The following is a 26,332-nucleotide window of genomic DNA, read 5'->3' as shown; positions in this document are numbered from 1 at the left end:
TTGATGCATGATTTTCTAAAAGCCTTCAAAGACGCTTTCCCTCATACCATTTCTATCTTTCTAGGGTATTTGCTTATGGGAATGACTTTTGGAATGCTTTTAGTCCAGCATGGCTATGATTATAGAGTCGCCCTGTTCATGTCGTTATTCATCTATGCTGGGGCGGTGCAATTTGTAGCGATCACGCTTTTAAGCGTGCAAGCGAGCTTGATGAATGTCGTTATTGTGAGCTTGCTAGTGAATGCGAGACAAACTTGTTATGCGCTTTCTATGCTAGATAGATTTAAAAACACCCAATGGCGTTTGCCCTATTTAGCGCACGCGCTCACGGATGAAACCTTTGCTTTATTGAATTTATACGCTCCTAAAGAGGGGGTTAGTGAAAAAGACTTTATTTTTAGCATTTCTTTACTCAACCACTTTTATTGGATTTTTGGCTCGTTAGTGGGTTCGTTAGTGGGTTCGCATTTTTCTTTTGACACTCAAGGCATGGAATTTGTGATGACAGCGATTTTTATCGTGCTGTTTATGGAGCAATACAAACGCACCACGAATCATAAAAACGCATGGCTTGGGGTTTTGATCGCTGTTGTTTGTTTAGCGCTCTTTGGGACTGAATACTTTTTGCTCATCGCTTTAGTTTTAATGGTGCTTGCTCTTATTTTGTTTAGGAAGCAGTTAGAATGTTAATGCATTCTATACTCATTATTTTAGCCATCATATTAACGACTTATTTCATGCGCATCTGGCCTTTTATGGTGTTTAACGCTAAAAACCCACCCAACGACTTCGTGCGTTATTTGGGTAGGGCTTTATCATGTTCAGTGATAGGCATGCTTGTGGTTTATTGTTTTAAAGACATTCACATTTTAAAACCCCCTTATGGGATCAATGAAATCACCGCTTTTTTATCCGTCATCCTTTTGCACCGCATTTTTAAGGTGTTTGTTTTAAGCATCACGCTCCCTACCATTCTTTATATGGTTTTAGTCCAAAGCCATGCGTTAGAAAAGGCTTTTTTTAATTCTTAAAATGATGTTTGATTGCTTTTAATTCCCGCATTTTTGATCACAAAATACGCCGTAGGGATGATAAAAAGTGTTAAAACAACGCTGCTTATCATGCCCCCTAGCATGGGTGCGGCGATGGATTTCATGATCTCACTACCCGTGCCATGGCTATACATGATCGGAATGAGTGAAGCTAAAATGCTAAAAAAGGTCATCAGCTTGGGCCTTACCCTAAGCACCGCTCCATGCATGATAGCTTCTTTTAAGGCGGTAGTCGTTCGCTCTTTTAAAGGGGTTTTGATGAATTTTTGAAACGCATCCTCTAAATAAATAATCATCACAATAGCCGTTTCGCTCGCTACCCCTAAAAGGGCCAAAAAGCCCACTAACGCCGCCACGCTCATGTTAAATCCCATGAGATTCATAAAAATCAACCCCCCCAAAAACGCAAAAGGCAGAGTGAAAAAGCATAATAAGGAATTAGTGAGATTTTTTAACGCAAAGACAATTAAAATAAAAATGATAAACACGCTCACCGGCACGATGTATTGTAAGGTTTTAAACGCTTCTTCTAAATACTGGCTTTCGCCGCTAAATTCATAATAATACCCGTTAGGCAATTGGATTTTTTCTAGCGCTTTTTGAGCCAGTTGTCGGTAAGCATCAGAGCTGATACCATTTTGCGGCACAATATAAATAAAATTCACATTCAAGCCCTTTTCGCTTTTTAACACCGCCGGCGAGTTGTCGTAATAGATGCGGGCTAACTCTCTTAGGGGCATGTAATTGTAAGCGGTTTTGATGTAGAGGTTTTTTAATTTTTCAATGGTGTTTCTTTCGGTGTCTTCTAAGCGTAAGGAAATAGGGTAACTTTCTACGCCTTTAATCATGGTCGTGAGCGTGGCTCCGCCCAGAGCGAATTTAATCGCATCTAGCACGGCGTTTTTATTGATACCATAACGAGCTAGATTTTCATCGTTCAAATCCAGCGTGATGTAGTAGCCGTTATTCGATCGCTCAGCAAAAACGGATAAACTCTCTTTTAGGGTTTTGAGCTGTTGCTCCATAAGGATCGCTAATTCTTGTAATTTATCCGTGTCATTGCCATAGAGCTTGATGCCTAGGGGCGTTCTAATCCCAGTTAAGAGCATGTCCGTCCTCCCACGAATGGGGTAAGTCCATGAATTGGTCAAGCCTTTTAATTGCAGGGTTTTTTCTAATTTATCCCTAACTTCTTTATAACTGAGCTTTTCTTTCCATTCGTTTTGCGGCTTTAATTCAATGTAGGTTTCTATCATGGATAAACCGGCAGCATCGGTGCTGGTGTTAGCGCGCCCCACTTTACCAAAAACTTGTTTGACAAAATCTAATTGCTTGATAGCGCTATTGCTTTTTTTCAAATATTCTAAAGCGGTATCAATGCCCACGCCATTAAGCGTTACTGGCATATACATCACTACCCCTTCATTGATTTGGGGGATAAATTCCCAATTGAGTTTTTTATACGCTAGATACAAGCCTCCTAGACCCACAACGCTCGCTATTAAAAAAGCGTATCTGAACTTAAGCACAACCTTCAAACTCACGCCATAAATTTTCATGAAAAAAGCGTTAATAGGGTTTTTGGACTCTTCTAATATCCGCCCTTTAATGAGCCATACCATTAAAATAGGGACTATCGTAATAGAAAGTAGCGCTCCTACTAGCATGGCAAAGGTTTTGGTGTAAGCTAAAGGGGCAAAAAGCTTTTCTTCTTGGCCGGTGAGCGCGAAAATAGGCAAGAAAGAAACCACAATAATCATTAAAGCAAAAAATATCGCGCCCCCCACATGCTTAACCCCTTGCATGATGGCATTAACCCTTTGAGTGTTGTCTTTTACATCAATGCGTTGCAAATGCTTGTGAGCGTTTTCTACCATCACAATCGCCGCATCCACCATCGCCCCTATAGCGATCGCAATGCCCCCTAAACTCATGATACTCGCTTCAATATTGAAATAACGCATGAGCAAGAAACTAATACACACGCTTAAAGGCAGAGTGATAATCACCACTAAAGCGCTCCTGAAATGCAGTAAAAAAATCGCAATAATGATTAACACAATTACGCTTTCTTCTATGAGCGTGTGGATCAAATTGTCAATGCCTTTTTCAATCAATTCGCTCCTGTCATACACGCTGGTGATTTTCACATCAGGGTTACTCGCTTGTAGGGTGGCGATTTTTTCTTTAATGGCTTTAAGCACCTTATAAGTGTCAGCGTGATAGCGCACCATAACAATCCCACCCACCACTTCCTTATTGCCATTGAGATTGGCTGCCCCTCTGCGTGGTTTTGGCGTTAGTCTCACGCTGGCTATATCTTTGATTTTTAAAGGGATAGCCCCTTCTTTTTTAACCACAATTTCTTCTAAATCCTTCAAAGATTGGATATAGCCATGCGATCTTATGATTTTTTCAAACCCGTTTTCTAAAATAACGCCCCCACCGGTATCGTTATTGGAATTTTTAATCGCGTTAGCGACTTGCTCTAAACTCAAATTATAACGGATCAAAGAATCGTTTTGAAGCGTTACTTCATAATCTTTCACAAAGCCCCCCACGCTTGCGACCTCACTCACCCCATCAACCCCCAAAAGTGCATAGCGGTAATAAAAATCTTGCAAGACTTTCAAATCGCTTAAATTCTTGCTATCGCTAGATAGAGCGTATTGATACGCCCAGCCAATAGAAGTGGAATCGCTCCCTATTTCCACTTTAGCGTCCTTAGGCAAATTGTTTACTCGGTTTAATTGCTCTAAAACCCTATCTCTAGCCCAATACAAATTGACGCCGTCTTTAAAAATGATGTAAATCAGGCCGCTTTCATAGCTAGAAATCCCCCTAACCGTGTCAATGTTAGCGATACTCATGAAAGTAGAAACTAACGGGTAAGTAACCTGCTCTTGCACGATTTTAGGGCTTTGATTGGGGTAAGTGATTTGCACGACCACTTGAGCGGGGCTTAAATCCGGCAAAGCGTCTAAACGGACGCTTTTTATCGCCCACAAAGAGGCTAAAAAAATGAGTAGAGTAACTAAAGTGGTAAGGAGTTTGTTTTTAACGCTTAAATCAATGATTTTTTCTATCATTCAATAATCCCCATTGTTTTGAGCGTCAGCGTCTAGCACGAATAAAGCGTTATTAGCCACTTCTTCGCCCGCTTTTAAACCCTCTAAAATTTCATAACTCCCATCGCTCAAGCGAACGGCTTTAATTTCTAACGGGCTTAAGCCAAAATCGTCTTTTTTAAACACGATAGCTTTCCCCCCTTTAATCAAAACCGCTTCTTTAGGCAAAATCTTCATTTTTTGGGGTTTGTGAAAGATTTCTACTTGAGCGAACATGTTAGGGTAATAAATCTGTTTAAGATTAGGCACATTGAAGCGCGCTTCTAGCATTTTATCTTGCGGGTTTATGATGGGGTTGATGTTTTCAAGCGTGATTTCTTGCTCGCCTTTAATCCCTTCTACGAACAAAATCGCTTTATGCGTGTTTTTTAAAAACTCTAAATCCTCTTGATTGACTTTAACAAGCGCCCACAATTGGCTTAAATCTATGATTTGAAACAACTCCTGCCCTTTTTTAATGAAACTCCCCTCATTGAGATCCGGGCTTTTCTTAAAAATAACGCCACTGAAACGAGAGTAAATAGTCATTTCATTTTGGACTTGATGAGCGCTGATGATCTTTTCAATGCTGGAGTTTTCTAACCCTAATAGTTTGAGTTTTTCTTTAATCGCTCCCACTTGCTGGTTGAATTTCAATGACGATAACAATTCGCTTTGAACGCCCGCTAATTCAGGGGAATACACGCTCAATAACCTATCGCCCTTTTTAATGGGGGTATAGGTTTTATTCGCATAAAGCTTTTCCACATAGCCATCAAAACGCAGGGTTTGAGAAAAAATCAGCGCTTCATTAGGCTCTAAAATCGCGTAATAGCGCCGGCTTTGAGAAAATTCTTTTTCTATGACCTTAGTGGTGGAAATATTAAAACGGGTTTGGCTTTTAGCTTCTTTAGTTTCTTTAACTTTTTGAGTTTCTTGAGCGTTAGCGAATAAGAGGCTAAAAAATAGGGCTAACAATAAAAGCCGTTTCATTCTAATCCTTTAAGGTTTTGTAAGGACAAATAAGCGCTATTTAGAGCGCTCAAGGTTTCAAGCTGGGTGATTTGAATGGTGATTTTGTCATTAAAAGCGTTGTAATAAGCGTTGTAATCGCCATTAGATTTCAAATCGAGCGCATAAATTTGCGCGATTTTTTCATTCTGCTTGATGATTTTATTGATCGATTCTAGGTTTTTTTGCAAGGTTTCTAATTTTTTAAGGAGTTTTAGGGCCAGGTGGCGCGTTTTGTTTTTGGTGTTTTCCACTTCGCTTTTAAACACCAAGCTTTCTTTTTTCTTCTGCTCCACCAATTTAGCCTGCTTGCCATAAAGGGGCAAAGGGATAGACAAAGCGACGCTAAACATGTCATAGTTATAGTATTGTTTGGAGCGGAAATAATACACCCCGGTCACATTCACGTCTTCTAAAAAGCTTTTTTTAGCCAAAGTGATGTCTTTTTGCGCTTTTTCTTCATCAAGCCTGGCGATCGCAATATCGTAATTGGTGGCGCTAATGTTATATAACTCTTGTTCATGATTGAATTCAAAATTTTTAGGGGCAATGCTTAAAAGCTCGTTTTCTTTAAAAGTCAATTCGCCCATGGAATAATGGCTACTAGATAGCGCTTCTTCTAAATTGTTTTTTTTGATTTCTAATTGCGATTTTAAAATTTCTAGCTTGGCGATCGCTATTAAATTGGGCGAACTGGAATGGTTGGCTTGATAAAGGGTGTTTTCTAAATTTTTAATCGCTGTCTTTAAAAGCTCTATTTCTTGCTGGTTTTTATAATTTTCAATGGCGTTTATCATTAAACTAATCGCTAATTGCTGCTTGGTTTTTTTAAGCTCTAATATCTTTTTTTGCTTTTCTAAATGGATCATTTGAGATTGCGTGAGTTTTTTACCATTTAAATCCACTTTTTGAGACAAACCCAAGCTCATGTTTTGCATTAAGGTGCTATCCAGCCTAAAAAAATCGCTCACGTTAGCGTTGTTATAGCCTAAATACAAAATAGGGTTATCCCACTTGCTAACGGCTTTTTCTTGAGAACTTAAAGCGTCAATTTGCTCTTGTAAGGCTTGTATTTTTTGATTTTTAGAAAGGTATTTAGCCACAAAAGATTGGATCTCTAAATCTTTAGCCAAACCCCAACTAAAAAGCAGTAACAAGGCTGTTAAAAGGCGCATTAAAACGCCCCTTTTATCAAACGCGCTTATAAAAGATAGCATGCACTTATAAATCCAAGCTTGTTTTAGCGCGATAAACTTGGCCCTCTTTGGATTTAATATCCACCCTCACCTGCCATGTCCCGTTCATAGAAAGATTGGTTTTCGCTTCATAAAGGCCGTTTTTTTCACTCACTTGCGCCATTTCTTTCATCGCTGGCATGCCGGGCATTTCAGGCATCATAAACTGCATCCTAACGATAGCTTTTTCTAAAGCCTTACCTTTTAAAGTGGGGCTGAGTATGAAAGTGTTATCGCCTTTAATGGGGTTACCCACGGATTTGATTTTCACTTCCAAGTCATTGGCTTTTAGGGTTTGCTCCCATGCGTTTAAACTCATAACCCCCAACACGCTCATTAAAAATAAAGCGGCTAACTTTTTCATCGTTTTGACCTTTAAATTAAGATAACAAGAAAATTCTTGTTGCGGACGAATGATAACCCTCTTTTGTGTAAAAATTGTGGAAATGGTGTTTAAAAAATTAAGGTTTTTAAGTAGAAGGTATAAAAGTTTATGCTATTTTTTTAAGGTTTTAAAATCAAATTTCAAAGGATTAGTATGCAATTTAGGATTGAACATGACACGATGGGCGAAATCAAAGTAGATGATAGCCAATACTGGGGGGCTCAAACGCAACGCAGTCTTGAAAACTTTAAAATCGGCACTGAGAAAATGCCTAAAGAGCTCATTGGCGCGTTTGCCAAACTCAAAAGGAGTCTGGCGGTAGTTAACCACAAGTTAGGGAAATTAAGCTTGGAAAAATCGCAAGCCATTATCAAGGCGTGCGATTGCATTTTAAAAGGCGAGCTGTGCGGCGAATTCCCGTTGGCGATATGGCAAACAGGGAGCGGGACTCAAACGAACATGAATCTCAATGAAGTCATTGCCAATAAGGCTACAGAAATTTTAGGGGGTAATTTTAGAGAGAAAAAACTCATCCACCCTAACGATGATGTGAACATGTCTCAAAGCTCCAACGACACTTTCCCTACCGCAATGCACATTGTGAGCGTGCTAGAAATCACGCACAAGTTACTGCCCAGTTTAGAGAATTTGTTAAAGACCTTTAAAGACAAAAGCCAACAATTTAAAGAGATCGTCAAAATCGGGCGCACGCATTTACAAGACGCTACGCCTTTAACTTTGGGGCAAGAATTTAGCGGGTATGCGAGCATGCTAGAGCATTCTAAACAACAAATTTTAGAGAGTTTGGAGCATTTAAGAGAATTAGCCATAGGCGGGACGGCCGTAGGCACAGGGCTAAACGCTCATAAAGAATTGAGCGAAAAAGTGGCTGAAGAATTGAGCCAGTTTAGCGGCGTGAAATTCATTTCTGCGCCCAATAAGTTCCATGCGCTCACTAGCCATGACGCTATCGCTTATGTGCATGGGGCTTTTAAGGCTTTAGCGGCGAATCTAATGAAAATCGCTAACGATATTAGATGGCTTGCGAGTGGGCCACGCTGTGGTCTGGGCGAGCTTAATATCCCTGAAAACGAGCCGGGCAGTTCTATTATGCCTGGTAAAGTGAACCCCACGCAATGCGAAGCGATGACCATGGTAGCCGTGCAAGTGATGGGGAATGATACCGCTATTGGCATTGCGGCCAGTCAGGGTAATTTTGAATTGAACGTGTTCAAGCCGGTGATTATTTATAATTTCTTGCAAAGTTTAAGGTTATTGAGCGACAGCATGGAAAGTTTTAATATCCATTGCGCGAGCGGCATTGAGCCTAATAGAGAAAAAATTGATTATTACTTGCATCATTCTTTAATGCTAGTAACCGCCCTAAACCCGCATGTAGGCTATGAAAACGCCGCTAAAATCGCTAAAAACGCCCACAAAAAAGGCATTTCTTTAAAAGAAAGCGCGCTGGAATTGAAACTCTTGAGCGCTGAAGATTTTGACAAATTCGTGGTGCCTGAAAAGATGATCGGGCCTAAGGCTTGAGACCTTGGGCGCATGAGATGAATCCTGAAAAAGCCACTCATAGCAAAGAGATTCGTAAGATCTTAAAAGAGGCATTGCATGACAATAAAGATTTGAATCTTTATTTGGAATCTGGAGGCAAGCATGCCAAGCTAACTAGTGGGGCGAATCATTTGACTATTCCTTCATCGCCAAGCGACAGAAAAAGCGTGAAAAACTTTGAAAAAAAATTAACAGAGTTTATTAAGAAGCTAAGAGGAAACAGGATAACGCATGGAGCGTGTGAGTAGGAATTTTGATACCGGTTTGGTTGCGTATCAATGGTTTTAGGTATTGATGAAGCGGGTAGGGGGTGTTTGGCCGGTTCGCTTTTTGTGGCTGGGGTGGTGTGCAGTGAAAAAACGGCCTTAGAATTTCTAAAAATGGGCTTAAAAGACAGCAAGAAGCTCAGCAAAAAAAAGCGCTTTTTCTTAGAAGATAAAATCAAAACGCATGATAAGGTGGGGTTTTTCGTGGTTAAAAAAAGCGCGAATGAAATTGATAACTTAGGCTTAGGGGCGTGTTTGAAACTCGCTATTCAAGAAATTTTAGAAAATGGCTGCCCTTTAGCCAATGAAATAAAAATAGACGGCAACACGGCGTTTGGCTTGAATGAACGCTACCCCAATATACAAACCATCATCAAGGGCGATGACAAAGTCGCCCAAATCGCTATGGCGTCTGTTTTAGCGAAAGCCTTTAAGGACAGAGAAATGCGACAATTGCACGCTTTGTTTAAGGGATACGGCTGGGATAAGAATTGCGGGTATGGGACTAAACAACACATAGAAGCGGTTGTTAAGCTAGGGGCTACGCCTTTTCATCGGCGTAGCTTCACGCTTAAAAACCGCATTTTAAATCCCCAACTCTTAGAGGTGGAACAACGCCTTATTTAAAGCGGCGCTGAGACGGGTAGCGCTCGTTGTAGAAAGGTCGATGCGTTTGGCTTTAAAGTAAGCGATCAAATCTTCAGGCTGAATGAAAGGGAATTGCACCATGACATACACACGATGATTTGTGGTATCCACGAACCTTTTAGCCAAAATGGATTTAGAGGTTAAAAAATCAACCAACCCGAATAAATAGTTGATAACGTTATTTTTAATTTGGAGCGCTTTAACAATACGATGGTGCATTTTAGTGATTAAAACGCTTTCTAAAGTGTTGTAAGCGTTCATTCTAGCCCTTAAAAAAGCGATTTCTTCAGCGTTTTTTTCAAGGGGCAATTTGTCATCATAGGGGATGTAATTGGCGTAAAAATCGTTTCTTTTACCGGAAATTGAAGCCGATCCGACATATTGATTGGGCGGGTTCTTTTCGTCAAAAAGATTGATTTTAAGCCAATCAGGATAGTTAATCGTGTCCTTTAAACTCTCAGCATGCGCTGTTTGAGCGAAGAGGCCTAGGGATAACAAGGCGCAGAAACTTAATTTTTTCAATGCGTTCATTGTAGCTTCCTTTCTATAAAAAAATATCCTACGCTTTTAGGGTAGGTGGTATTTCTCAAAAAAGCGAAATACTGGGATAGCTTATAGTGGGTTAGCTTAAGAAAAAATAAAAAATATTAAATAATCAATTAAAAATTTTAGTAATAATATTAAATACATAAATACATAAATACATAAATACATAAATACAATTAGTTATTATACCAAAATAGATTGAATATCCAAAGAAAAATCAATGAAATTAAGGTGTTTGTAGGGGGTATTAGTTGCTGGAATGGGGGCGTTGATAGAAACGACTGCAATGTTTAAAAACCCATGTTGATGGCACCATGAAAGCTGTTTTTCTAAAAAATGGGGCGTGGGGAAAGCGTGGGCGATGAGGGCGAGCTTGTTGGTGGCGTTTTCGCGCAAGATAAAAATCCCATTATCATGGGAGTAAAGCTCATATTTTGGGAATTGCTTGTAAAGCTCTAAAAAAACCATGTTTTCAAAAACATTTAAAAGCGAAGGGCTGGGAGTTAGGCTATAAGGCAAGGCAAAATCGCACAGATACAATTTGGTTTTATGGTTTTCAAAACTAGGGATTAAAAAAATGATGCGTTGTTTTTCTAGCGCGTGTAACAATTTATAAAGGGTGTCTTTAGAGATCTTAAGCTCTTTTTTGAGTTGCGTATAAAGATAAAAAGCGCTCACAAACTTAGATTGATGCGAGCAGATTTTAGCCATTAGGGGGGCGTAAGCTTGAAAGACTAATTTGATATTTTCTTGTTTTTTTAGGATTTTTTCTTGCTCGTTTTCTGTAAAAAGCGAATCCAAAGCGTTGCCGTCTCTTAAAAAGCGGTTAAACAGGGTGTTTTTAGGGGTGTTGGGTTTGAAAAAGCTAATATATTCTTTAAAATCCAACCCTAACGCATAGCATAAGCTAAAATCTGGCGCTGTTATGGGGATTAAATAATTAGGGATGAGAACGATTTTAGAAAGCTTTGGCAGGCTGAAATCCAAGCGCTCAATACGATCTAAAATGAGCAAATCCATTTTCTTTTCTAAATGCCATTTTAAAAGCCATGAGCTCAGAATGTTTTGGTTCAAACGCATGTCATTGTAATTGATATACACGGGGTTTTTAAAATCCTTCGCCAGTTTGAGAGCGAAAGTGGTTTTACCGGATTTCATCGGCCCTAAAAGACAGATTTTATCGCTTGAACGCGCTTTTAAAAGCGGGTTGTTCAAAGCCGGCTCTTTAGGGGTTTCAAAAGGCCCAAAAGGGTGCAAGCAAGAAAGGGGCATGAACTTCCTTACAAATGAGATTGGATTAAGATAATCGTAGCGCATTTTTTATATTTCCTTATAAAAAGGAAGTAAAAATCTCTAAAAAGCCCTAAAAATAGCAAAAATTATTGACTAAAGGGCGCATTTTGAGTAGTATTTCAGTTTTTATTTTATTGTTTTATTCTGTTTTTAAGTAACGAATGAAACGAGTTCTTTTAGGAGAGTTTATGGAAAAAATCAGGTTGAAGCTCAAAGCTTATGACCATAGAGTGTTGGATCGCTCTGTTGTGGCTATCGTGGAAGCCGTAAAGCGCTCAGGTTCTGAAATTAGAGGGCCTATCCCTTTACCGACTAAGAATAAGCGTTATACCGTTTTACGCTCCCCGCATGTCAATAAGGATTCAAGAGAGCAGTTTGAGATTAGGGTTTATAGCCGATTGATTGACATTATCTCGGCCACCCCAGAAACCGTGGATAGCTTGATGAAGTTGGATTTAGCTCCTGAAGTGGATGTAGAAGTAACCTCTATGGAAACGAAGTAGTCCTAACGCATTGAGATAATAAAATAAGGGTTAGATATGGAATTTTTAGTTCAAAAGATAGGCATGAGCCGCACGATTGATGCTAACAGCACGCCTGTAACCTTGCTTAAAGTCTTGCAAGCGAAAGTGTGCCAGCTAGAAAACGGGAAAGCTTTAGTGGCCTATGCGATGCATAAAAAACACAATAAGGCGATTGAAGGCCAGCAAAAGAAATACCAACTCAGCAAAGAGTTCAACCATTTCGCTACCTTAAAAGCTTCCCAACAAAAAGAGTTGGGCGATTTGGATTTGAGTGCTTTAGAAACGCTTAAAAGGGTTAAAGCGAGCTTTAAAACGAAGGGAAGAGGCTTTGCGGGGGTGATGAAGCGTTGGAATTTCCAAGGCGGGCCTGCAGCACATGGGAGCCGTTTCCATCGCCGCCCTGGTTCTATTGGTAACAGAGAATGGCCAGGAAGAGTGCAAAAGGGTAGGAAAATGGCAGGGCATTATGGCAATGAGCTAGTTACTTGCCAAAACGAGGTGCTCTCTTTTGATAAAGAAAGTATGGTGTTAGTGCTAAAGGGTTCAGTGGCCGGCTTTTCTGGGGCTTATGGACGCATTAGAGTGGTATAAAACCATACATTGAATATAATATAAAGGGTTTGATATGAGTAAGGCCATCGTTTTAGACAGCCATTTGAAAGAAAAGGGTAGCGTGGAGTTACCTAAAAGATATGAGGGTATCAACAGCCATAACCTCTATCTTTATGTGAAACATTATTTATCTTCTGCGCGCGCTAATACCGCTAAAAGTAAAAACCGCGCTGAAGTGAGTGGGGGCGGTAGGAAGCCTTGGGCGCAAAAAGGGGGCGGAAGAGCCAGAGCAGGGAGTATCACTTCGCCTGTGTTTGTGGGTGGGGGTGTCTCTCATGGGGCTACGAATAACCGCAATTACAACCTTAAAATCAACAAAAAACAAAAACGCCTGGCTTTAGAATACGCTTTAGAAGAAAAAGCGCAAGCGAACAAGCTTTTTGTGGTGGAAAAAATCGCTATAAAAGGCGTGGTTGAAGACAATAAAAGAAAGCATTTGACTAAAGAAGCCAATCAAATGTTCCAGGCTTTGGAGCAACGAGACACTTTGTTTGTGTGCATGAACATGGACGAATACACCGAGTTAGCCTTTAGTAACCTTAAAAAATGCCTTATTGTTGATGTGAGCGAGTTGAACGCTTATCTTTTAGCGGCGTTTAGCTCTGTGGTGATGGAAGAAGCAGCGTTTCAGCATGTGGTGCAAGATAAGACAGAGGAGTAAAAAATGGCAGACATCATGGATATAAAGTCAATTCTTTACACTGAAAAGTCATTAGGATTGCAAGAAAAAGGTGTTTTAGTGGTCCAAACGGCTCAAAATGTAACTAAAAACCAGCTCAAAGAAGTGTTTAAAACTTACTTTGGCTTTGAGCCTTTGAAAATCAATTCTTTGAAACAAGAGGGTAAGGTGAAACGCTTTAGAGGGAAGCTTGGACAAAGAAAGTCGTTTAAGAAATTTTATGTGAAAGTTCCAGAGGGCGCTAGCATTGCCGCCCTTGGCGCGTAGAAAGGAGAAAGCGTTATGGCGATTAAAACTTATAAGCCCTACACCCCAAGCAGACGCTTCATGTCGGTGTTGGACTCTAAAGACATTACCGCAAAAAGCAGTGTCAAAGGCTTACTCACTAAGCTTAAAGCGACAGCAGGGAGAAACAATAATGGGCGCATCACCAGCCGCCACAAAGAGAGAGGGGCTAAAAAACTCTATCGCATTATTGATTTCAAGCGCAACAAATACAATATTGAAGGGAAAGTGGCTGCGATTGAGTATGATCCTTACAGAAACGCGTGCATCGCTCTTGTAGTCTATCCTGATGGGGACAAACGCTATATTTTACAGCCAAGCGGTTTGAAAGTGGGCGATAGCGTTATTGCTGCTGAAGGCGGTTTGGATATTAAAGTGGGCTTTGCGATGAAGTTAAAAAATATCCCTATAGGAACGGTGGTGCATAACATTGAAATGCATCCAGGGGCTGGCGGGCAATTAGCCAGAAGCGCTGGGATGAGCGCTCAAATCATGGGTAGAGAAAATAAATACACCATTATTAGGATGCCAAGCTCTGAAATGCGCTACATTTTAAGCGAATGCATGGCGAGTGTTGGCGTGGTGGGGAATGAAGATTTTATCAATGTCTCTATCGGTAAGGCAGGGCGTAACCGCCACAGAGGGATTCGCCCACAAACTCGTGGTAGCGCGATGAACCCAGTGGATCACCCGCATGGTGGGGGTGAGGGTAAAACAGGGACAAGCGGTCATCCTGTATCGCCTTGGGGCACTCCAGCTAAGGGCTATAAAACTAGAAAGAAAAAAGCTAGCGACAAGCTCATCATTTCCAGAAAGAAACATAAATAAAGGGTTAAAGAATGTCTAGGTCAATTAAAAAGGGTCCTTTTATAGACGACCACTTGATGAAAAAAACGCTCAAGGCAAAAGAGGGTAAGGATAACCGCCCGATTAAAACATGGTCTAGAAGAAGCACCATTTTGCCTGAAATGATTGGTTTTACTTATAATGTGCATAATGGCAGGGTTTTTGTCCCTGTGTATATCACAGAAAACCATGTGGGTTATAAGTTAGGGGAATTCGCTCCTACAAGAACTTTTAAAGGGCACAAAGGCAGTGTCCAAAAAAAGATTGGCAAGTAAGGGGGTAGAATGAGTAAAGCGTTATTAAGATTTGTGCGGTTATCTCCTACTAAAGCCAGATTGATTGCAAGACAGATTCAAGGCATGAACGCTGAATTAGCGATCGCTAGTTTGGAATTTACGCCCAATAAAGCGGCTAGAGTGCTTTCAAAAGTGGTGGCTTCTGCGGTCGCTAACGGCTCTTTAGACGCCAAGAGCGCTCTGATTGTTTCTTGCAGAGTGGATGCTGGCCCTGTGCTTAGGCGCTCCATTCCAAGGGCTAAAGGCAGAGCCACAGCCATTAGAAAGCCAACATCTCATGTATTCGTAGAAGTAGCAGAAGGGAAAGAAATGAAATCTTCTAAAAGCCATAAAAAAAATCAAGCAGAAGGTAAGTAGGGCATGGGACAAAAAGTTAATCCGGTAGGTTTAAGATTAGGTATTAATAGGAATTGGACTTCCAGATGGTTCCCTAGCGCTCGCACCGCTCCAAGCAATATTGATGAAGACAATAAAATCAGGAAATTCCTTAAAAAAGAGCTTTATTATGCCGGCGTGAGCGAGATTGTGATTGAAAGAGCGGCTAAAAAACTGCACGTTACGGTCGTAGCGGCTCGCCCAGGGCTTATCATTGGTAAAAAAGGCGTGGATATTGAAAAAGTCAAAGAAGGCTTAAAAACGCTCATTAAAAAAGAAGTCTCCATTAATATTAAAGAAGTCAAACGCCCCCAAGCTGATGCCCAATTAGCCGCAGAAAATGTAGCCACCCAGCTAGAAAAAAGGGTCGCTTTCCGCCGTGCGATGAAAAAAGTCATGCAAGCGGCGTTAAAATCCGGCGCTAAAGGGATCAAGGTGCGCGTTTCTGGCCGTTTAGCAGGGGCTGAAATCGCTCGCACCGAATGGTATATGGAGGGGCGCGTGCCTTTGCACACCTTAAGGGCTAAGATTGATTACGGCTTTGCTGAAGCGATGACGGTATATGGTATTATTGGCGTGAAAGTGTGGATTTTCAAAGGGGAAGTTTTGCAAAAAGGCATCCAATTTGAGAAAAAAGAAGAGGCTAAAGAAGAAAGAGAGCCTAGAAGAAGCAGAAGAGGGAGGCAATAATCATGTTAATGCCAAAAAGAACAAAATACAGAAAGCAAATGAAAGGGCGCAATCGTGGGAAAGCCCATCGTGGTAACTCTATTGCGTTTGGGGATATTGCGATTAAAGCCATAGAGCATGGGAGGATTGATTCACGCCAGATTGAATCCGCAAGGGTGGCTATGACAAGGCACATTAAAAGAGCGGGTAAGGTGTGGATTAGAGTATTTCCCGATAAGCCTTTGACCGCTAAGCCTTTAGAAACCAGGATGGGTAAAGGTAAAGGCTCTGTGGAAAAATGGGTGATGAATATCAAGCCGGGCAGAATCGTTTATGAAATGCTAGGCATTGAAGAAGGACTAGCGAGAGAAGCTTTAGCGTTAGCTCAGAGCAAACTTCCTTTTAAAACCAAAATTGTAACTTGTGAGAGCGAAAATGAAATATACTGAATTGAAAGATAAGAGTATCAAGGAATTAGAAGATTTGTTGCATGCTAAAAAAGCGGAGCTTTTTGAGTTGCGCATTAAGTTAAAGGCTATGCAATTGAGTAATCCTAACGAGATTAAGAAAGCCAGAAGAAATATCGCTCGCATTAACACGGCTATTAATGCGTATTATTCTTCTAGCGTTGAGTAAAAAAAGGGTAAGCAATGAATACAAAAGAGCCGCATAAAAGGCTGGTGCAAGGCAAGGTTATCAGCAAGTTTGCTGAAAAAAGCGCTGTGATTCTTGTGGAAAGAAAAGTGGTGCATGAAAAATACCGCAAGATTGTTAAAAAGTTCAAAAAATACACCATCCATGATGAAAACAATCAGGTGAAAGTAGGGGATTTTGTGAGCGCGATTGAGTGCAGACCGCTTTCTAAAACCAAGTCCTTCACGCTTAAAGAAATTTTAGTAGTGGGAGTATAAGCATGATACAGAGTTTTACGAGATTGAATGTCGCTGACAATAGCGGCGCTAAAGAAATCATGTGCATTAAGGTGTTAGGAGGCAGCCACAAACGCTATGCGAGCGTGGGTAGCGTGATCGTGGCTTCCGTGAAAAAAGCTATCCCTAATGGTAAGGTGAAGCGCGGTCAAGTGGTCAAAGCCGTTGTGGTGAGAACGAAAAAAGAAATCCAAAGGAAAAATGGTTCTTTAGTGCGTTTTGATGACAATGCAGCAGTGATTTTGGACGCTAAAAAAGATCCTGTTGGCACAAGGATTTTTGGGCCAGTGAGCCGAGAAGTGCGTTACGCTAATTTCATGAAAATTATTTCTCTAGCGCCGGAGGTTGTATAATGAAAAGCGAAATCAAAAAAAATGACATGGTGAAAGTCATTGCAGGAGACGATAAGGGTAAGGTCGCTAAGGTTTTAGCGGTGTTGCCTAAGACTTCTCAAGTGGTTGTTGAAGGGTGTAAGGTGGTGAAAAAAGCGATTAAACCCACTGATGATAACCCTAAAGGGGGCTTTATCCATAAAGAAAAGCCCATGCACATTTCCAATGTGAAGAAAGCCTAAGGAGTTGGATACATGTTTGGTTTGAAACAATTTTATCAAAATGAAGTGAGGGTAAAACTCGCTCAAGAATTAGACATCAAAAACCCCATGCTTTTGCCCAAGCTAGAAAAAATCGTTATCAGTGTGGGCGCTGGGGCTTATGCAAAAGACATGAAAATCATGCAAAATATCGCGCAAACGATTTCTTTGATTGCAGGGCAAAAAGCGGTTATCACTAAAGCGAAAAAATCCGTTGCGGGTTTTAAGATCAGAGAAGGCATGGCGGTAGGGGCGAAAGTTACCTTAAGGAATAAACGCATGTATAATTTCTTAGAAAAGCTGATTGTGATTTCGTTACCCAGAGTGAAAGACTTTAGAGGGATTTCACGGAATGGGTTTGATGGGCGTGGGAATTATACCTTTGGGATCAATGAGCAGTTGATTTTCCCGGAAGTGGTTTATGATGATATTATGGTCAGTCATGGCATGAATATCACTATGGTAACTTCTACGGACAACGATAAAGAAGCGTTCAAGTTGTTAGAATTGCTTGGATTGCCTTTTGCAAAAGTGAGATAAGGGGTTAATATGGCTAAAAAATCAATGATAGCAAAGGCTCAAAGGAAACCAAAATTTCAAGTAAGAGCCTATACCAGATGCCGCATTTGTGGGAGACCTCATTCGGTTTATAGGGATTTTGGACTTTGTAGGGTGTGCCTGAGAAAAATGGGCAGTGAGGGACTCATCCCAGGCTTGAGAAAAGCCAGTTGGTAAGGATAAGATATGGTAAATGATATAATTGCAGATTCATTAACTCGTTTGAGAAACGCTTCTATGCGCCGCTTAGAATTCACACAGCTTTATTACGCAAAGATCGTGGTTTCTATTTTAGAGATTTTTAAAGAAAAAGGTTTCATTAAAGATTTCAATGTCAAAGATAAAGACAAGAAACAATCGGTTTATGTGCAATTGGCTTATGATGAAAAAGGGCATTCAAAAATCAGCGAAGTGAAGCGCTTGAGCAAGCCCGGTCGTCGTGTGTATAAGCAAAAAAACGAGTTGAAGCGCTTTAAAAATGGCTATGGCGTGATTGTGGTAAGCACTTCTAAAGGGGTGATCACCAACGAAGAAGCTTACAGACAAAATGTCGGTGGCGAAGTGCTTTGCAGCATTTGGTAAAGGATTGAAAATGTCAAGAATTGGGAAAAGAATCATTGAAATTCCAAGCTCTGTGCAAGCGAGCGTTGAAGGGAGCAAGCTTCTTTTTAAAAACAATAAAGAAAAGCATGAGCTAGAAACTCACAACCGAGTGAAAATCACGCTTGAAAACAACCAATTGAGCTTCCAGCCTGTGGGCGAAGACGCGCAGTCTAGGGCTTATTGGGGGACTTATGGGGCGTTAGCCAACAACATTGTAACAGGATTAAGCACCGGTTTCAGTAAGACTTTAGAAGTCAATGGCGTGGGCTATAAGGTGGCTTTGGGCAATAAAACTTTGGATTTGAGTTTGGGTTTTAGCCACCCAGTGAAATACCCCATTCCAGCAGGGATTGAAATGGTGGTGGAAAAAAACACGATCACTATCAAAGGGAGCGATAAGCAAAAAGTAGGGCAAGTCGCCGCTGAAATCAGGAGCTTCAGACCCCCAGAGCCATACAAGGGCAAGGGCGTGAAATACAGCGATGAAGTCATTATTAGAAAAGCTGGTAAGACAGCTAAAAAATAAATAAGGTGAAGTGATGAACGCAAAAGCATTGTATAAAAAGAAAGCCTTAAGGGATCGCCGAAAATTAAGGATTAAAAGCAAACTTTTGGGCGATAATTTAAGGCCTAGGGTGAGCGTTTTTCGTTCCAACCGCTATTTCTATGCGCAAGCGATTGATGATGTTAAACAAAGCACCATAACGCATATTGACGGTAGGAAAATGGGCTTTAAGAACACGCAAGAAGACGCTAAAAAATTAGGCACTCTCTTTGCTGAAGAATTGAAAAAAGCAGGGATTGAGCGAGCGGTTTATGACAGGAATGGTTACCTCTATCATGGCGTGGTGGCAGCGTTTGCTGAAAGCTTGAGAGAGAATGGGATCGCTCTATGACAGAAAGGAAAGGTATGGAAGAGATTAACAGAGAAGAGTTTCAAGAAGTCGTTGTGAATATTGGCCGTGTAACCAAAGTGGTTAAGGGCGGTAGGCGGTTTCGTTTTAACGCTTTAGTGGTTGTGGGCAATAAAAATGGGCTTGTAGGCTTTGGTTTAGGCAAGGCTAAAGAAGTCCCTGATGCGATTAAAAAAGCGGTAGATGATGCGTTTAAAAACTTAATTTATGTAACCATTAAAGGCACGACTATCGCTCATGACATTGAGCATAAATACAACGCAAGCCGTATTTTACTCAAACCGGCAAGTGAGGGAACGGGAGTGATTGCTGGGGGTTCAACGCGCCCTATCGTGGAATTAGCAGGCATTAAGGATATTCTAACCAAATCTTTAGGCTCCAACAACCCCTATAATGTGGTGCGCGCGACTTTTGACGCTTTAGCGAAAATCAAGGCGTAGTTAAAAAGGAGATATGATAATGGGATTAGAAAATTTAAAACCCGCTAAAGGTAGCGTTAAAAAAATCAAACGAGTGGGCCGTGGTCAAGGAAGCGGCATGGGAAAGACAGCCACAAGAGGCGGTAAAGGCCAAACCGCAAGGACAGGCTATAAGGCTAAAAGAGGCTTTGAAGGAGGGCAACAACCCTTACAACGCCGTTTGCCTAAAATAGGTTTTAGGACTAAAGACTCTCATATCTATTCTATCAATGTAGAAAAGAATGAAGCGATTAAAAATTTAGAAGAAATCACTTTTTCAAGCTTGCGCGCTTTACACCATTTCCCCCTTTATATTGAAGGCGTGAAATTGATCGGTAAAGACGCTAAAAACTTGGCTTCTAAAATTAAAGATGAGAGAATCAAAACAAGCGGGCAGAAGTAATGCCCCTATCAGCTTGATTTAAGAGGAATAGGTTATGAATAAAGCCATTGCTAGTAAGATACTCATCACTTTGGGTTTTTTATTTCTCTACAGAGTCTTAGCTTATATCCCCATTCCTGGCGTAGATTTAGCAGCGATCAAGGCTTTTTTTGACAGCAATTCCAACAACGCTTTGGGGTTGTTTAACATGTTTAGCGGGAATGCGGTTTCTCGCTTGAGCATCATCTCTTTGGGTATCATGCCCTATATCACTTCTTCCATTATCATGGAGCTTTTGAGCGCGACTTTCCCTAACCTGGCTAAAATGAAAAAAGAGCGAGACGGCATGCAAAAATACATGCAAATTGTGCGCTATTTAACCATTTTAATCACCCTAATCCAAGCGGTGAGCGTTTCAGTGGGTTTAAGGAGTATTAGTGGAGGAGCCAATGGAGCGATCATGATTGATATGCAAGTCTTTATGATCGTTTCAGCGTTTTCTATGCTTACAGGGACGATGCTGCTCATGTGGATAGGGGAGCAAATCACGCAAAGGGGCGTGGGGAATGGGATCAGTCTCATTATTTTTGCCGGGATTGTTTCAGGGATCCCATCAGCCATTTCAGGCACATTCAATTTGGTCAATACGGGCGTGATTAACATTTTAATGCTCATTGGTATTGTGCTGATTGTTTTAGCGACTATTTTTGCGATTATTTATGTGGAATTAGCTGAGCGTAGGATCCCCATTTCTTATGCGCGTAAAGTGGTGATGCAAAACCAAAACAAGCGCATCATGAATTACATTCCTATTAAGTTGAATTTAAGCGGGGTGATCCCCCCTATTTTCGCTTCAGCTTTGCTCGTGTTCCCTTCTACGATTTTGCAGCAAGCCACAAGCAACAAAACCTTGCAAGCGATTGCGGATTTTTTAAGCCCACAAGGGTATGCGTATAATATTTTGATGTTTTTACTCATTATCTTTTTTGCTTACTTTTATTCTTCTATCGTGTTCAATTCTAAGGATATTGCGGATAATTTGAGGCGTAATGGCGGGTATATTCCAGGTCTTAGGCCTGGAGAGGGGACTTCATCGTTTTTAAATTCTGTAGCGAGCAAGCTCACTTTGTGGGGTTCGTTGTATTTAGCGCTCATTTCTACCGTGCCTTGGATTTTGGTTAAGGCTATGGGCGTGCCTTTTTACTTTGGAGGCACGGCGGTGCTGATTGTGGTTCAAGTCGCTATTGATACCATGAAAAAGATTGAAGCGCAAATTTATATGAGCAAGTATAAAACTTTAAGCGCGGTAGGCTTTTAATGGCAATCTCTATTAAAAGCCCAAAAGAAATCAAAGCTCTAAGAAAAGCCGGGGAATTAACTGCTCAAGCGTTAGCCCTTTTAGAGCGAGAAGTAAGGCCTGGGGTTTCACTTTTAGAGCTGGATAAAATGGCTGAAGATTTTATCAAATCCTCTCATGCTAGACCCGCTTTTAAGGGGCTCTATGGTTTCCCTAATTCTGTGTGCATGTCCTTAAATGAGGTGGTTATTCATGGCATTCCTACGGATTATGTTTTACAAGAGGGGGATATTATAGGCTTGGATTTGGGGGTGGAGGTGGATGGTTATTATGGCGATTCGGCCCTCACGCTTCCCATAGGCGCGATAAGCCCGCAAGATGAAAAATTGCTCGCTTGCTCTAAAGAGAGCTTGATGCATGCCATTAGCTCCATTAGAGTGGGCATGCATTTTAAGGAGTTGAGTCAGATTTTAGAGAGTGCTATTGTAGAAAGGGGCTTTGTGCCTTTGAAGGGATTTTGCGGGCATGGCATTGGTAAAAAACCCCATGAAGAGCCAGAAATCCCCAACTACCTAGAAAAAGGCGTCAAAGCTAATAGCGGCCCTAAAATCAAAGAGGGCATGGTATTTTGCTTAGAGCCTATGGTGTGTCAAAAACAGGGCGAGCCTAAAATACTAGCGGATAAGTGGAGCGTGGTTTCAGTGGATGGGCTTAACACAAGCCACCATGAGCATACTATCGCTATAGTTGGCAATAAAGCAGTGATTCTTACGGAGCGTTAATGGCAAGAGATGATGTTATAGAAGTGGATGGGAAAGTGATTGAGGCGTTGCCTAACGCCACTTTTAAGGTGGAATTAGACAACAAGCATGTGGTGTTGTGCCGTATTTCTGGAAAGATGCGCATGCACTATATTAGGATTGCTTTAGGCGATAGGGTTAAGCTAGAGCTTACGCCCTATAGCTTAGACAAAGGTCGGATAACTTTTAGATATAAATAATTTAAGGGTTATTTCAATGAAAATATGTTAGTATAAAAGTTTTTAGTAGTGCCTAATTTTTTCAAAGGAGAAAAATCATGAAAGTCAGGCCATCAGTGAAAAAGATGTGCGATAAGTGCAAAATTATTAAAAGAAGGGGTGTTATTAGAGTGATCTGCACTACCCCCAAACACAAACAAAGACAAGGATAAAGCATGGCAAGGATTGCTGGTGTGGATTTACCAAAAAAGAAGAGAGTAGAGTATGCCCTTACCTATATTTATGGGATTGGGCTTAAGAGTTCTAGAGAGATTTTAGAAGCGGTAGGCATTTCTTTTGACAAACGCGTGCATGAATTGAGCGAAGATGAAGTGTCTAGTATCGCTAAAAAAATCCAGCAAAGCTACTTAGTAGAGGGCGATTTGCGTAAAAAAGTTCAAATGGATATTAAATCTTTAATGGACTTAGGGAATTATCGTGGGATCAGGCATCGTAAGGGTCTTCCTGTGAGAGGCCAAACCACTAAAAATAACGCTAGGACTCGTAAGGGTAAGAAAAAAACCGTGGGTAGCAAGTAGAGGATAAGGAGATGATGATTTAATGGCTAAGAGAAATGTAGTGGCTAAAAAGAAAGTAGTCAAAAAAAATATTGCTAGAGGGGTTGTTTATATTTCAGCGACCTTTAACAACACCAACATCACTATCACTGATGAAATGGGCAATGTGATTTGTTGGAGCACAGCGGGCGGTTTAGGGTTTAAAGGCTCTAAAAAATCCACCCCTTATGCGGCCCAACAAGCTGTAGAAAGCGCTCTAAGCAAGGCTAAAGAGCATGGCGTTAAAGAAGTGGGCATTAAGGTTCAAGGGCCAGGCAGTGGGCGTGAGACCGCCATTAAGAGCGTGGGCGCGACAGAGGGCGTTAAAGTGCTTTGGATTAAAGACATCACCCCGCTCCCTCATAATGGTTGCAGACCCCCTAAAAGAAGAAGAGTGTAAGGAGGCTTTATGGCAAGATATAGAGGTGCAGTAGAAAGACTAGAAAGGCGTTTTGGGGTTTCTTTAGCTTTAAAAGGTGAAAGGCGATTGAGCGGGAAGAGTGCGCTAGATAAAAGGGCTTATGGGCCAGGTCAGCATGGGCAAAGGCGCGCTAAGACTTCTGATTACGGGTTGCAATTGAAAGAAAAGCAAAAAGCTAAAATGATGTATGGCATTTCTGAAAAGCAATTCAGGAGTATTTTTGTGGAAGCCAATCGCTTGGACGGCAATACGGGTGAAAACCTTATCCGCTTGATTGAAAGAAGATTGGACAATGTTGTCTATCGCATGGGGTTTGCGACCACTAGAAGCTCTGCTAGGCAATTGGTAACGCATGGGCATGTGCTTGTGGATGGTAAGCGTTTGGATATTCCCTCTTATTTCGTGCGTTCAGGGCAAAAAATTGAGATCAAAGAAAAAACCAAGAGCAACTCTCAAGTGGTGCGCGCGATGGAATTGACGGCTCAAACAGGGATTGTGCCATGGATTGATGTGGAAAAAGATAAAAAATACGGCATCTTCACCCGCTACCCTGAAAGAGAAGAAGTGGTTGTCCCTATTGAAGAAAGACTCATTGTAGAGTTGTATTCTAAGTAAGGGGTTAGAGCATGAAAGTTATCAAAACAGCACCTTTGATCCCATCAGAAATTAAGGTGCTAGAGAAAGAGGGCAATCGGGTTAAGATTTCTCTGGCTCCATTTGAGTTTGGTTACGCTGTTACGCTCGCTCATCCTATTAGAAGACTCTTGCTTTTAAGCTCTGTGGGGTATGCTCCTGTGGGTTTAAAGATTGAAGGCGTTCATCATGAGTTTGACTCATTAAGGGGGGTTACTGAAGATGTGTCGCTTTTTATCATGAATTTAAAGAATATCCGCTTTATAGCCAAGGCGTTAGTGGGGCAAGATAGTTCTTTAGAAAACCAATCGGTTGTGGTGGATTATTCTTTTAAAGGGCCTATGGAGCTTAGGGCTAGGGATTTGAATTCTGAGCATATAGAAATCGTCAATCCGGAAATGCCTCTAGCCACAATCAACGAAGACGCTCAATTGAATTTTTCGCTCATTATCTATAAAGGGATGGGGTATGTCCCAAGCGAAAACACAAGGGAATTGATGCCTGAGGGCTACATGCCGCTAGACGGCTCTTTCACGCCGATTAAAAAGGTCGTTTATGAGATTGAAAATGTTTTGGTTGAGGGCGATCCCAACTATGAGAAAATCATTTTTGATATTGAAACAGACGGGCAGATTGACCCTTATAAAGCGTTTTTGTCAGCGGTGAAAGTGATGAGCAAGCAACTAGGCGTTTTTGGCGAAAGACCCATCGCCAATGCGGAGTATTCAGGCGATTACGCCCAAAGAGATGACGCTAAAGATTTGAGCACTAAGATTGAAAGCATGAATTTGAGCGCTAGGTGTTTTAATTGCTTGGATAAAATCGGCATCAAGTATGTGGGTGAACTCGTGTTGATGAGCGAAGAAGAGCTTAAGGGCGTGAAGAACATGGGTAAAAAATCCTATGATGAAATCGCTGAAAAATTGAATGATTTGGGCTATCCGGTAGGCACAGAATTAAGCCCTGAACAAAGAGAAAGTTTAAAGAAAAGATTAGAAAAATTAGAAGATAAAGGAGGTAACGACTGATGAGACACAAACACGGATACCGCAAGCTTGGGAGAACCAGCTCGCACAGAAAGGCATTATTAAAGAATTTAGCGATCGCTTTGATTGAGCATAACAAAATTGAAACAGGGATTTATAAAGCTAAGGAGTTGCGCAGTTACATTGAGAAATTAACGACAGCGGCTCGTGTGGGCGATTTTAATGCGCACCGCCATGTTTTTGCGTATTTGCAAAACAAAGAAGCCACCCACAAGCTTGTAACTGAAATTGCGCCCAAATACGCGCAAAGGAATGGCGGATATACTAGGATCCAACGCACCACTTTTAGAAGAGGGGACGCTTCCACTCTAGCCACCATTGAATTTGTATGAAATTTGATGAACTGCTAGCCAAGATTTAGTCTTGGTTGGTGGTTTATCGCCTTGATTTGATCTTATTTTAAAAGAAGCACTCAAAAGCTTTGACTTTGCTCCTATTGAGTATTGGTGATAAAATTTAAAATGCTAAAAAGCGTTTTCTGTAATCAAAATATAAAAGAGCTTGGCGTTAGTTAAGCGATAACCTCCAAACTGCAAAAATAAAGTAACTAAAACCCCAATTTTAATTTTTAAATTTGGAGAAAAAAATGGAATTTGGTAAAGAATTGTTCACAGAACTTGCTTCAAAAGTGGAAGTTTTTTGTGTGAAAAAATATGGTCAGAATTTGTGTAATTGTTTAAAAAATCAAAATAAACTCAAAACTCACACTGGCTTTTATCCCACCCTTTAATGACCCTGTTGTATTCTTGAATCGCCTAAACTTCATCGTTCAAATAGATTTTTCTGTCTTTAATTGAGCGGTATTCCTTACATTTTTATTAAGGCTTCTAATTGGTTTGATGATTTTAAGAAATCCAACTGCTAGAAATTGAGCCAGATGGATTCAAGCGTATTTTGAGACACGCTAGATATTGGCTATTCCTCTATACTAAACTGCTTTGGATTTTAGCCGATATGGGCAGTGGGTTGATTTGTTCGCTCTGTAGTGGTTTTGTTAAAAAATTATGAACTCCTATTATTTTGTCCGCCACACAAGATACACTAAAGACTATAAACCGAACCGCCACCACGCCAAAGCGGGACTGAATCAATCTTTCTCTACTTGCTAACTCAAACGCTCCTTAACTTGACATAATATGCAAGCAAAAACTTGCCTAACAAAACCCGCTTATAAGAATTTTTGATACACCAACACCACCGATTTAGGTTCAGAGCTAAGGCTAAAAAAACTATCTGTGGCTTCATTGAGCGAGCCAGAAAAGAGCGTTTTTAAACGCAAGTTTTTTAAGGGGTATTTGAGATTTTTGGAAGTGAATTGGGCTTTAAGATCTAAGCTAAAAAGCGAGATTTGTTCCCCTTTAAAACTGGGCAAAGTAAAAGGGGTTTCTAGCGCCCTAAAAAGACCATAGTCGCTTATGGCTTAATATATCAAAATTAGCTTTTTTATTATCAAAATACCTGCGATTTTAAGCTGCTATCAACCACACTACAAGGCTGCCTTTATATTGTTGTTAGGCTTATGGCGGTAT

General features: G+C 40.9%; 40 protein-coding genes and 1 pseudogene. 34 read left to right on the top strand and 7 right to left on the bottom strand.

What is annotated here, in order from left to right:
- Nucleotides 1-3: 3 nt before the first annotated feature.
- Together azlC and CXY28_RS02700 are read left to right on the top strand one after the other, a co-directional pair.
- On the top strand, nucleotides 4-690 hold the full coding sequence (gene azlC / locus CXY28_RS02705) for an azaleucine resistance protein AzlC (protein WP_100979372.1): 687 nt from the start codon (nucleotides 4-6) through the stop codon (nucleotides 688-690).
- Nucleotides 684-1,031, top strand: a complete 348-nt coding sequence (locus tag CXY28_RS02700) for a branched-chain amino acid transporter permease (RefSeq protein ID WP_100979371.1) — start codon at nucleotides 684-686, stop codon at nucleotides 1,029-1,031. The genes azlC and CXY28_RS02700 overlap by 7 nt, the downstream gene beginning before the upstream one ends.
- Here the strand turns inward: CXY28_RS02700 and CXY28_RS02695 are convergent.
- The 4 genes from CXY28_RS02695 to crdA are packed head-to-tail and all read right to left on the bottom strand — an operon-like array spanning nucleotide 1,028 to nucleotide 6,769.
- A complete protein-coding gene (locus tag CXY28_RS02695; RefSeq protein WP_100979370.1) occupies nucleotides 1,028-4,141 on the bottom strand; it encodes an efflux RND transporter permease subunit in 3,114 nt (1,037 codons plus the stop codon). The two genes, CXY28_RS02700 and CXY28_RS02695, sit on opposite strands and share 4 nt — an antisense overlap.
- Nucleotides 4,142-5,152 (bottom strand): efflux RND transporter periplasmic adaptor subunit, encoded by a 1,011-nt coding sequence (locus CXY28_RS02690; RefSeq protein WP_100979369.1) that lies wholly within the window; start codon nucleotides 5,150-5,152, stop codon nucleotides 4,142-4,144.
- Nucleotides 5,149-6,387, bottom strand: a complete 1,239-nt coding sequence (gene crdB, locus CXY28_RS02685) for a copper resistance outer membrane protein CrdB (protein WP_100979368.1) — start codon at nucleotides 6,385-6,387, stop codon at nucleotides 5,149-5,151. Before crdB ends, CXY28_RS02690 begins: the two co-directional genes overlap by 4 nt.
- Nucleotides 6,388-6,391: 4 nt before the next feature.
- A complete protein-coding gene (gene crdA, locus CXY28_RS02680) occupies nucleotides 6,392-6,769 on the bottom strand; it encodes a copper resistance determinant CrdA (protein ID WP_100979367.1) in 378 nt (125 codons plus the stop codon).
- Between the two features lie 174 nt (nucleotides 6,770-6,943).
- Between crdA and fumC the strand changes: the two genes are divergently transcribed.
- Genes fumC through CXY28_RS02660 form a run of 3 tightly spaced genes read left to right on the top strand, consistent with a single transcriptional unit; the run spans nucleotide 6,944 to nucleotide 9,249 of the window.
- A complete protein-coding gene (gene fumC / locus CXY28_RS02670) occupies nucleotides 6,944-8,335 on the top strand; it encodes a class II fumarate hydratase (RefSeq protein WP_100979366.1) in 1,392 nt (463 codons plus the stop codon).
- A gap of 17 nt (nucleotides 8,336-8,352) precedes the next feature.
- Complete coding sequence (locus tag CXY28_RS02665; protein WP_100979365.1) at nucleotides 8,353-8,604, top strand: hypothetical protein; 252 nt, start codon at nucleotides 8,353-8,355, stop codon at nucleotides 8,602-8,604.
- Between the two features lie 30 nt (nucleotides 8,605-8,634).
- Nucleotides 8,635-9,249, top strand: coding sequence for a ribonuclease HII (locus CXY28_RS02660; protein ID WP_100979364.1), 615 nt, complete (start codon nucleotides 8,635-8,637; stop codon nucleotides 9,247-9,249).
- Here CXY28_RS02660 and CXY28_RS02655 read toward each other — a convergent pair.
- Together CXY28_RS02655 and CXY28_RS02650 are read right to left on the bottom strand one after the other, a co-directional pair.
- Nucleotides 9,223-9,801, bottom strand: coding sequence for a hypothetical protein (locus tag CXY28_RS02655; RefSeq protein ID WP_198542591.1), 579 nt, complete (start codon nucleotides 9,799-9,801; stop codon nucleotides 9,223-9,225). The genes CXY28_RS02660 and CXY28_RS02655 overlap by 27 nt on opposite strands.
- 198 nt (nucleotides 9,802-9,999) lie before the next feature.
- Entirely contained in the window at nucleotides 10,000-11,031 is a 1,032-nt protein-coding gene (locus CXY28_RS02650) for an ATP-binding protein (protein ID WP_332870739.1), read from the bottom strand.
- Nucleotides 11,032-11,297: 266 nt separating this feature from the next.
- On the opposite strand from CXY28_RS02650, the gene rpsJ reads away from it, so the two are divergent.
- The 29 genes from rpsJ (at nucleotide 11,298) to rplQ (ending at nucleotide 25,135) form a co-directional block, all read left to right on the top strand.
- Entirely contained in the window at nucleotides 11,298-11,612 is a 315-nt protein-coding gene (rpsJ, locus tag CXY28_RS02645; RefSeq protein WP_000411561.1) for a 30S ribosomal protein S10, read from the top strand.
- 36 nt (nucleotides 11,613-11,648) lie between these two features.
- A complete protein-coding gene (gene rplC / locus CXY28_RS02640; protein ID WP_023527030.1) occupies nucleotides 11,649-12,224 on the top strand; it encodes a 50S ribosomal protein L3 in 576 nt (191 codons plus the stop codon).
- Between the two features lie 34 nt (nucleotides 12,225-12,258).
- A complete protein-coding gene (rplD, locus tag CXY28_RS02635; protein ID WP_024113019.1) occupies nucleotides 12,259-12,906 on the top strand; it encodes a 50S ribosomal protein L4 in 648 nt (215 codons plus the stop codon).
- A gap of 3 nt (nucleotides 12,907-12,909) precedes the next feature.
- A complete protein-coding gene (locus CXY28_RS02630) occupies nucleotides 12,910-13,191 on the top strand; it encodes a 50S ribosomal protein L23 (RefSeq protein ID WP_000763613.1) in 282 nt (93 codons plus the stop codon).
- A gap of 15 nt (nucleotides 13,192-13,206) precedes the next feature.
- A complete protein-coding gene (rplB, locus tag CXY28_RS02625) occupies nucleotides 13,207-14,037 on the top strand; it encodes a 50S ribosomal protein L2 (protein ID WP_079354050.1) in 831 nt (276 codons plus the stop codon).
- 11 nt (nucleotides 14,038-14,048) lie between these two features.
- Nucleotides 14,049-14,330 (top strand): 30S ribosomal protein S19, encoded by a 282-nt coding sequence (gene rpsS, locus CXY28_RS02620; RefSeq protein WP_000091385.1) that lies wholly within the window; start codon nucleotides 14,049-14,051, stop codon nucleotides 14,328-14,330.
- Nucleotides 14,331-14,339: 9 nt separating this feature from the next.
- Nucleotides 14,340-14,708: a 50S ribosomal protein L22 gene (gene rplV, locus CXY28_RS02615; protein WP_000030375.1), complete on the top strand. Its 369-nt coding sequence runs from the start codon at nucleotides 14,340-14,342 to the stop codon at nucleotides 14,706-14,708.
- Nucleotides 14,709-14,711: 3 nt separating this feature from the next.
- Nucleotides 14,712-15,416, top strand: coding sequence for a 30S ribosomal protein S3 (gene rpsC / locus CXY28_RS02610; RefSeq protein WP_041049888.1), 705 nt, complete (start codon nucleotides 14,712-14,714; stop codon nucleotides 15,414-15,416).
- A gap of 2 nt (nucleotides 15,417-15,418) precedes the next feature.
- The gene (gene rplP, locus CXY28_RS02605) at nucleotides 15,419-15,844 is read left to right on the top strand and encodes a 50S ribosomal protein L16 (RefSeq protein ID WP_000928961.1); all 426 of its coding nucleotides are present in this window, start codon (nucleotides 15,419-15,421) and stop codon (nucleotides 15,842-15,844) included.
- The gene (gene rpmC, locus CXY28_RS02600; protein WP_100979361.1) at nucleotides 15,831-16,031 is read left to right on the top strand and encodes a 50S ribosomal protein L29; all 201 of its coding nucleotides are present in this window, start codon (nucleotides 15,831-15,833) and stop codon (nucleotides 16,029-16,031) included. The genes rplP and rpmC overlap by 14 nt, the downstream gene beginning before the upstream one ends.
- Before the next feature lie 14 nt (nucleotides 16,032-16,045).
- On the top strand, nucleotides 16,046-16,306 hold the full coding sequence (gene rpsQ / locus CXY28_RS02595; RefSeq protein WP_001092746.1) for a 30S ribosomal protein S17: 261 nt from the start codon (nucleotides 16,046-16,048) through the stop codon (nucleotides 16,304-16,306).
- Nucleotides 16,307-16,308: 2 nt separating this feature from the next.
- The gene (gene rplN, locus CXY28_RS02590) at nucleotides 16,309-16,677 is read left to right on the top strand and encodes a 50S ribosomal protein L14 (RefSeq protein WP_000616110.1); all 369 of its coding nucleotides are present in this window, start codon (nucleotides 16,309-16,311) and stop codon (nucleotides 16,675-16,677) included.
- Nucleotides 16,677-16,898, top strand: coding sequence for a 50S ribosomal protein L24 (gene rplX, locus CXY28_RS02585; protein ID WP_000834238.1), 222 nt, complete (start codon nucleotides 16,677-16,679; stop codon nucleotides 16,896-16,898). Before rplN ends, rplX begins: the two co-directional genes overlap by 1 nt.
- 12 nt (nucleotides 16,899-16,910) lie before the next feature.
- Nucleotides 16,911-17,456 (top strand): 50S ribosomal protein L5, encoded by a 546-nt coding sequence (gene rplE / locus CXY28_RS02580; RefSeq protein ID WP_100979360.1) that lies wholly within the window; start codon nucleotides 16,911-16,913, stop codon nucleotides 17,454-17,456.
- 9 nt (nucleotides 17,457-17,465) lie between these two features.
- Entirely contained in the window at nucleotides 17,466-17,651 is a 186-nt protein-coding gene (locus CXY28_RS02575) for a type Z 30S ribosomal protein S14 (protein ID WP_001085694.1), read from the top strand.
- 9 nt (nucleotides 17,652-17,660) lie between these two features.
- Nucleotides 17,661-18,056 (top strand): 30S ribosomal protein S8, encoded by a 396-nt coding sequence (gene rpsH / locus CXY28_RS02570; protein WP_000245805.1) that lies wholly within the window; start codon nucleotides 17,661-17,663, stop codon nucleotides 18,054-18,056.
- Nucleotides 18,057-18,066: 10 nt separating this feature from the next.
- A complete protein-coding gene (rplF, locus tag CXY28_RS02565) occupies nucleotides 18,067-18,603 on the top strand; it encodes a 50S ribosomal protein L6 (RefSeq protein ID WP_000086570.1) in 537 nt (178 codons plus the stop codon).
- Between the two features lie 13 nt (nucleotides 18,604-18,616).
- Complete coding sequence (gene rplR / locus CXY28_RS02560; protein WP_015643766.1) at nucleotides 18,617-18,973, top strand: 50S ribosomal protein L18; 357 nt, start codon at nucleotides 18,617-18,619, stop codon at nucleotides 18,971-18,973.
- Nucleotides 18,974-18,987: 14 nt separating this feature from the next.
- The gene (gene rpsE, locus CXY28_RS02555) at nucleotides 18,988-19,431 is read left to right on the top strand and encodes a 30S ribosomal protein S5 (protein ID WP_100979359.1); all 444 of its coding nucleotides are present in this window, start codon (nucleotides 18,988-18,990) and stop codon (nucleotides 19,429-19,431) included.
- Nucleotides 19,432-19,450: 19 nt separating this feature from the next.
- Nucleotides 19,451-19,852: a 50S ribosomal protein L15 gene (gene rplO / locus CXY28_RS02550; RefSeq protein WP_000522167.1), complete on the top strand. Its 402-nt coding sequence runs from the start codon at nucleotides 19,451-19,453 to the stop codon at nucleotides 19,850-19,852.
- 34 nt (nucleotides 19,853-19,886) lie between these two features.
- Nucleotides 19,887-21,149: a preprotein translocase subunit SecY gene (gene secY / locus CXY28_RS02545; protein WP_001030183.1), complete on the top strand. Its 1,263-nt coding sequence runs from the start codon at nucleotides 19,887-19,889 to the stop codon at nucleotides 21,147-21,149.
- Nucleotides 21,149-21,910, top strand: a complete 762-nt coding sequence (map, locus tag CXY28_RS02540; RefSeq protein WP_015643767.1) for a type I methionyl aminopeptidase — start codon at nucleotides 21,149-21,151, stop codon at nucleotides 21,908-21,910. Before secY ends, map begins: the two co-directional genes overlap by 1 nt.
- Nucleotides 21,910-22,128 carry a translation initiation factor IF-1 gene (infA, locus tag CXY28_RS02535; protein ID WP_000090248.1) on the top strand — a complete coding sequence of 73 codons (219 nt, stop codon included), beginning with the start codon at nucleotides 21,910-21,912 and terminating at the stop codon, nucleotides 22,126-22,128. Before map ends, infA begins: the two co-directional genes overlap by 1 nt.
- 77 nt (nucleotides 22,129-22,205) lie before the next feature.
- Nucleotides 22,206-22,319 (top strand): 50S ribosomal protein L36, encoded by a 114-nt coding sequence (gene rpmJ, locus CXY28_RS02530; RefSeq protein WP_000868340.1) that lies wholly within the window; start codon nucleotides 22,206-22,208, stop codon nucleotides 22,317-22,319.
- Between the two features lie 3 nt (nucleotides 22,320-22,322).
- Nucleotides 22,323-22,685: a 30S ribosomal protein S13 gene (gene rpsM / locus CXY28_RS02525; RefSeq protein ID WP_000090809.1), complete on the top strand. Its 363-nt coding sequence runs from the start codon at nucleotides 22,323-22,325 to the stop codon at nucleotides 22,683-22,685.
- Between the two features lie 22 nt (nucleotides 22,686-22,707).
- Nucleotides 22,708-23,103: a 30S ribosomal protein S11 gene (gene rpsK / locus CXY28_RS02520; protein ID WP_001129297.1), complete on the top strand. Its 396-nt coding sequence runs from the start codon at nucleotides 22,708-22,710 to the stop codon at nucleotides 23,101-23,103.
- 9 nt (nucleotides 23,104-23,112) lie between these two features.
- Nucleotides 23,113-23,739, top strand: a complete 627-nt coding sequence (gene rpsD, locus CXY28_RS02515; RefSeq protein ID WP_000135250.1) for a 30S ribosomal protein S4 — start codon at nucleotides 23,113-23,115, stop codon at nucleotides 23,737-23,739.
- An 11-nt stretch (nucleotides 23,740-23,750) separates the two neighbouring features.
- Entirely contained in the window at nucleotides 23,751-24,785 is a 1,035-nt protein-coding gene (locus CXY28_RS02510; protein ID WP_100979358.1) for a DNA-directed RNA polymerase subunit alpha, read from the top strand.
- Nucleotides 24,785-25,135 carry a 50S ribosomal protein L17 gene (gene rplQ / locus CXY28_RS02505; RefSeq protein ID WP_001216119.1) on the top strand — a complete coding sequence of 117 codons (351 nt, stop codon included), beginning with the start codon at nucleotides 24,785-24,787 and terminating at the stop codon, nucleotides 25,133-25,135. The genes CXY28_RS02510 and rplQ overlap by 1 nt, the downstream gene beginning before the upstream one ends.
- 836 nt (nucleotides 25,136-25,971) lie before the next feature.
- On the opposite strand, the pseudogene CXY28_RS02500 reads toward rplQ, so the two are convergent.
- Nucleotides 25,972-26,223 (bottom strand): annotated as a pseudogene (locus tag CXY28_RS02500) (hypothetical protein); the annotation flags it as partial.
- Between the last annotated feature and the right edge of the window lie 109 nt (nucleotides 26,224-26,332).

Origin of the sequence: Helicobacter pylori, from assembly GCF_002832345.1 — a bacterium.
Lineage (GTDB): Bacteria > Campylobacterota > Campylobacteria > Campylobacterales > Helicobacteraceae > Helicobacter > Helicobacter pylori_CP.
The sequence above is the reverse complement of the archived record's forward strand: the minus strand, read 5'-3'. Positions and strand labels throughout refer to the sequence as shown.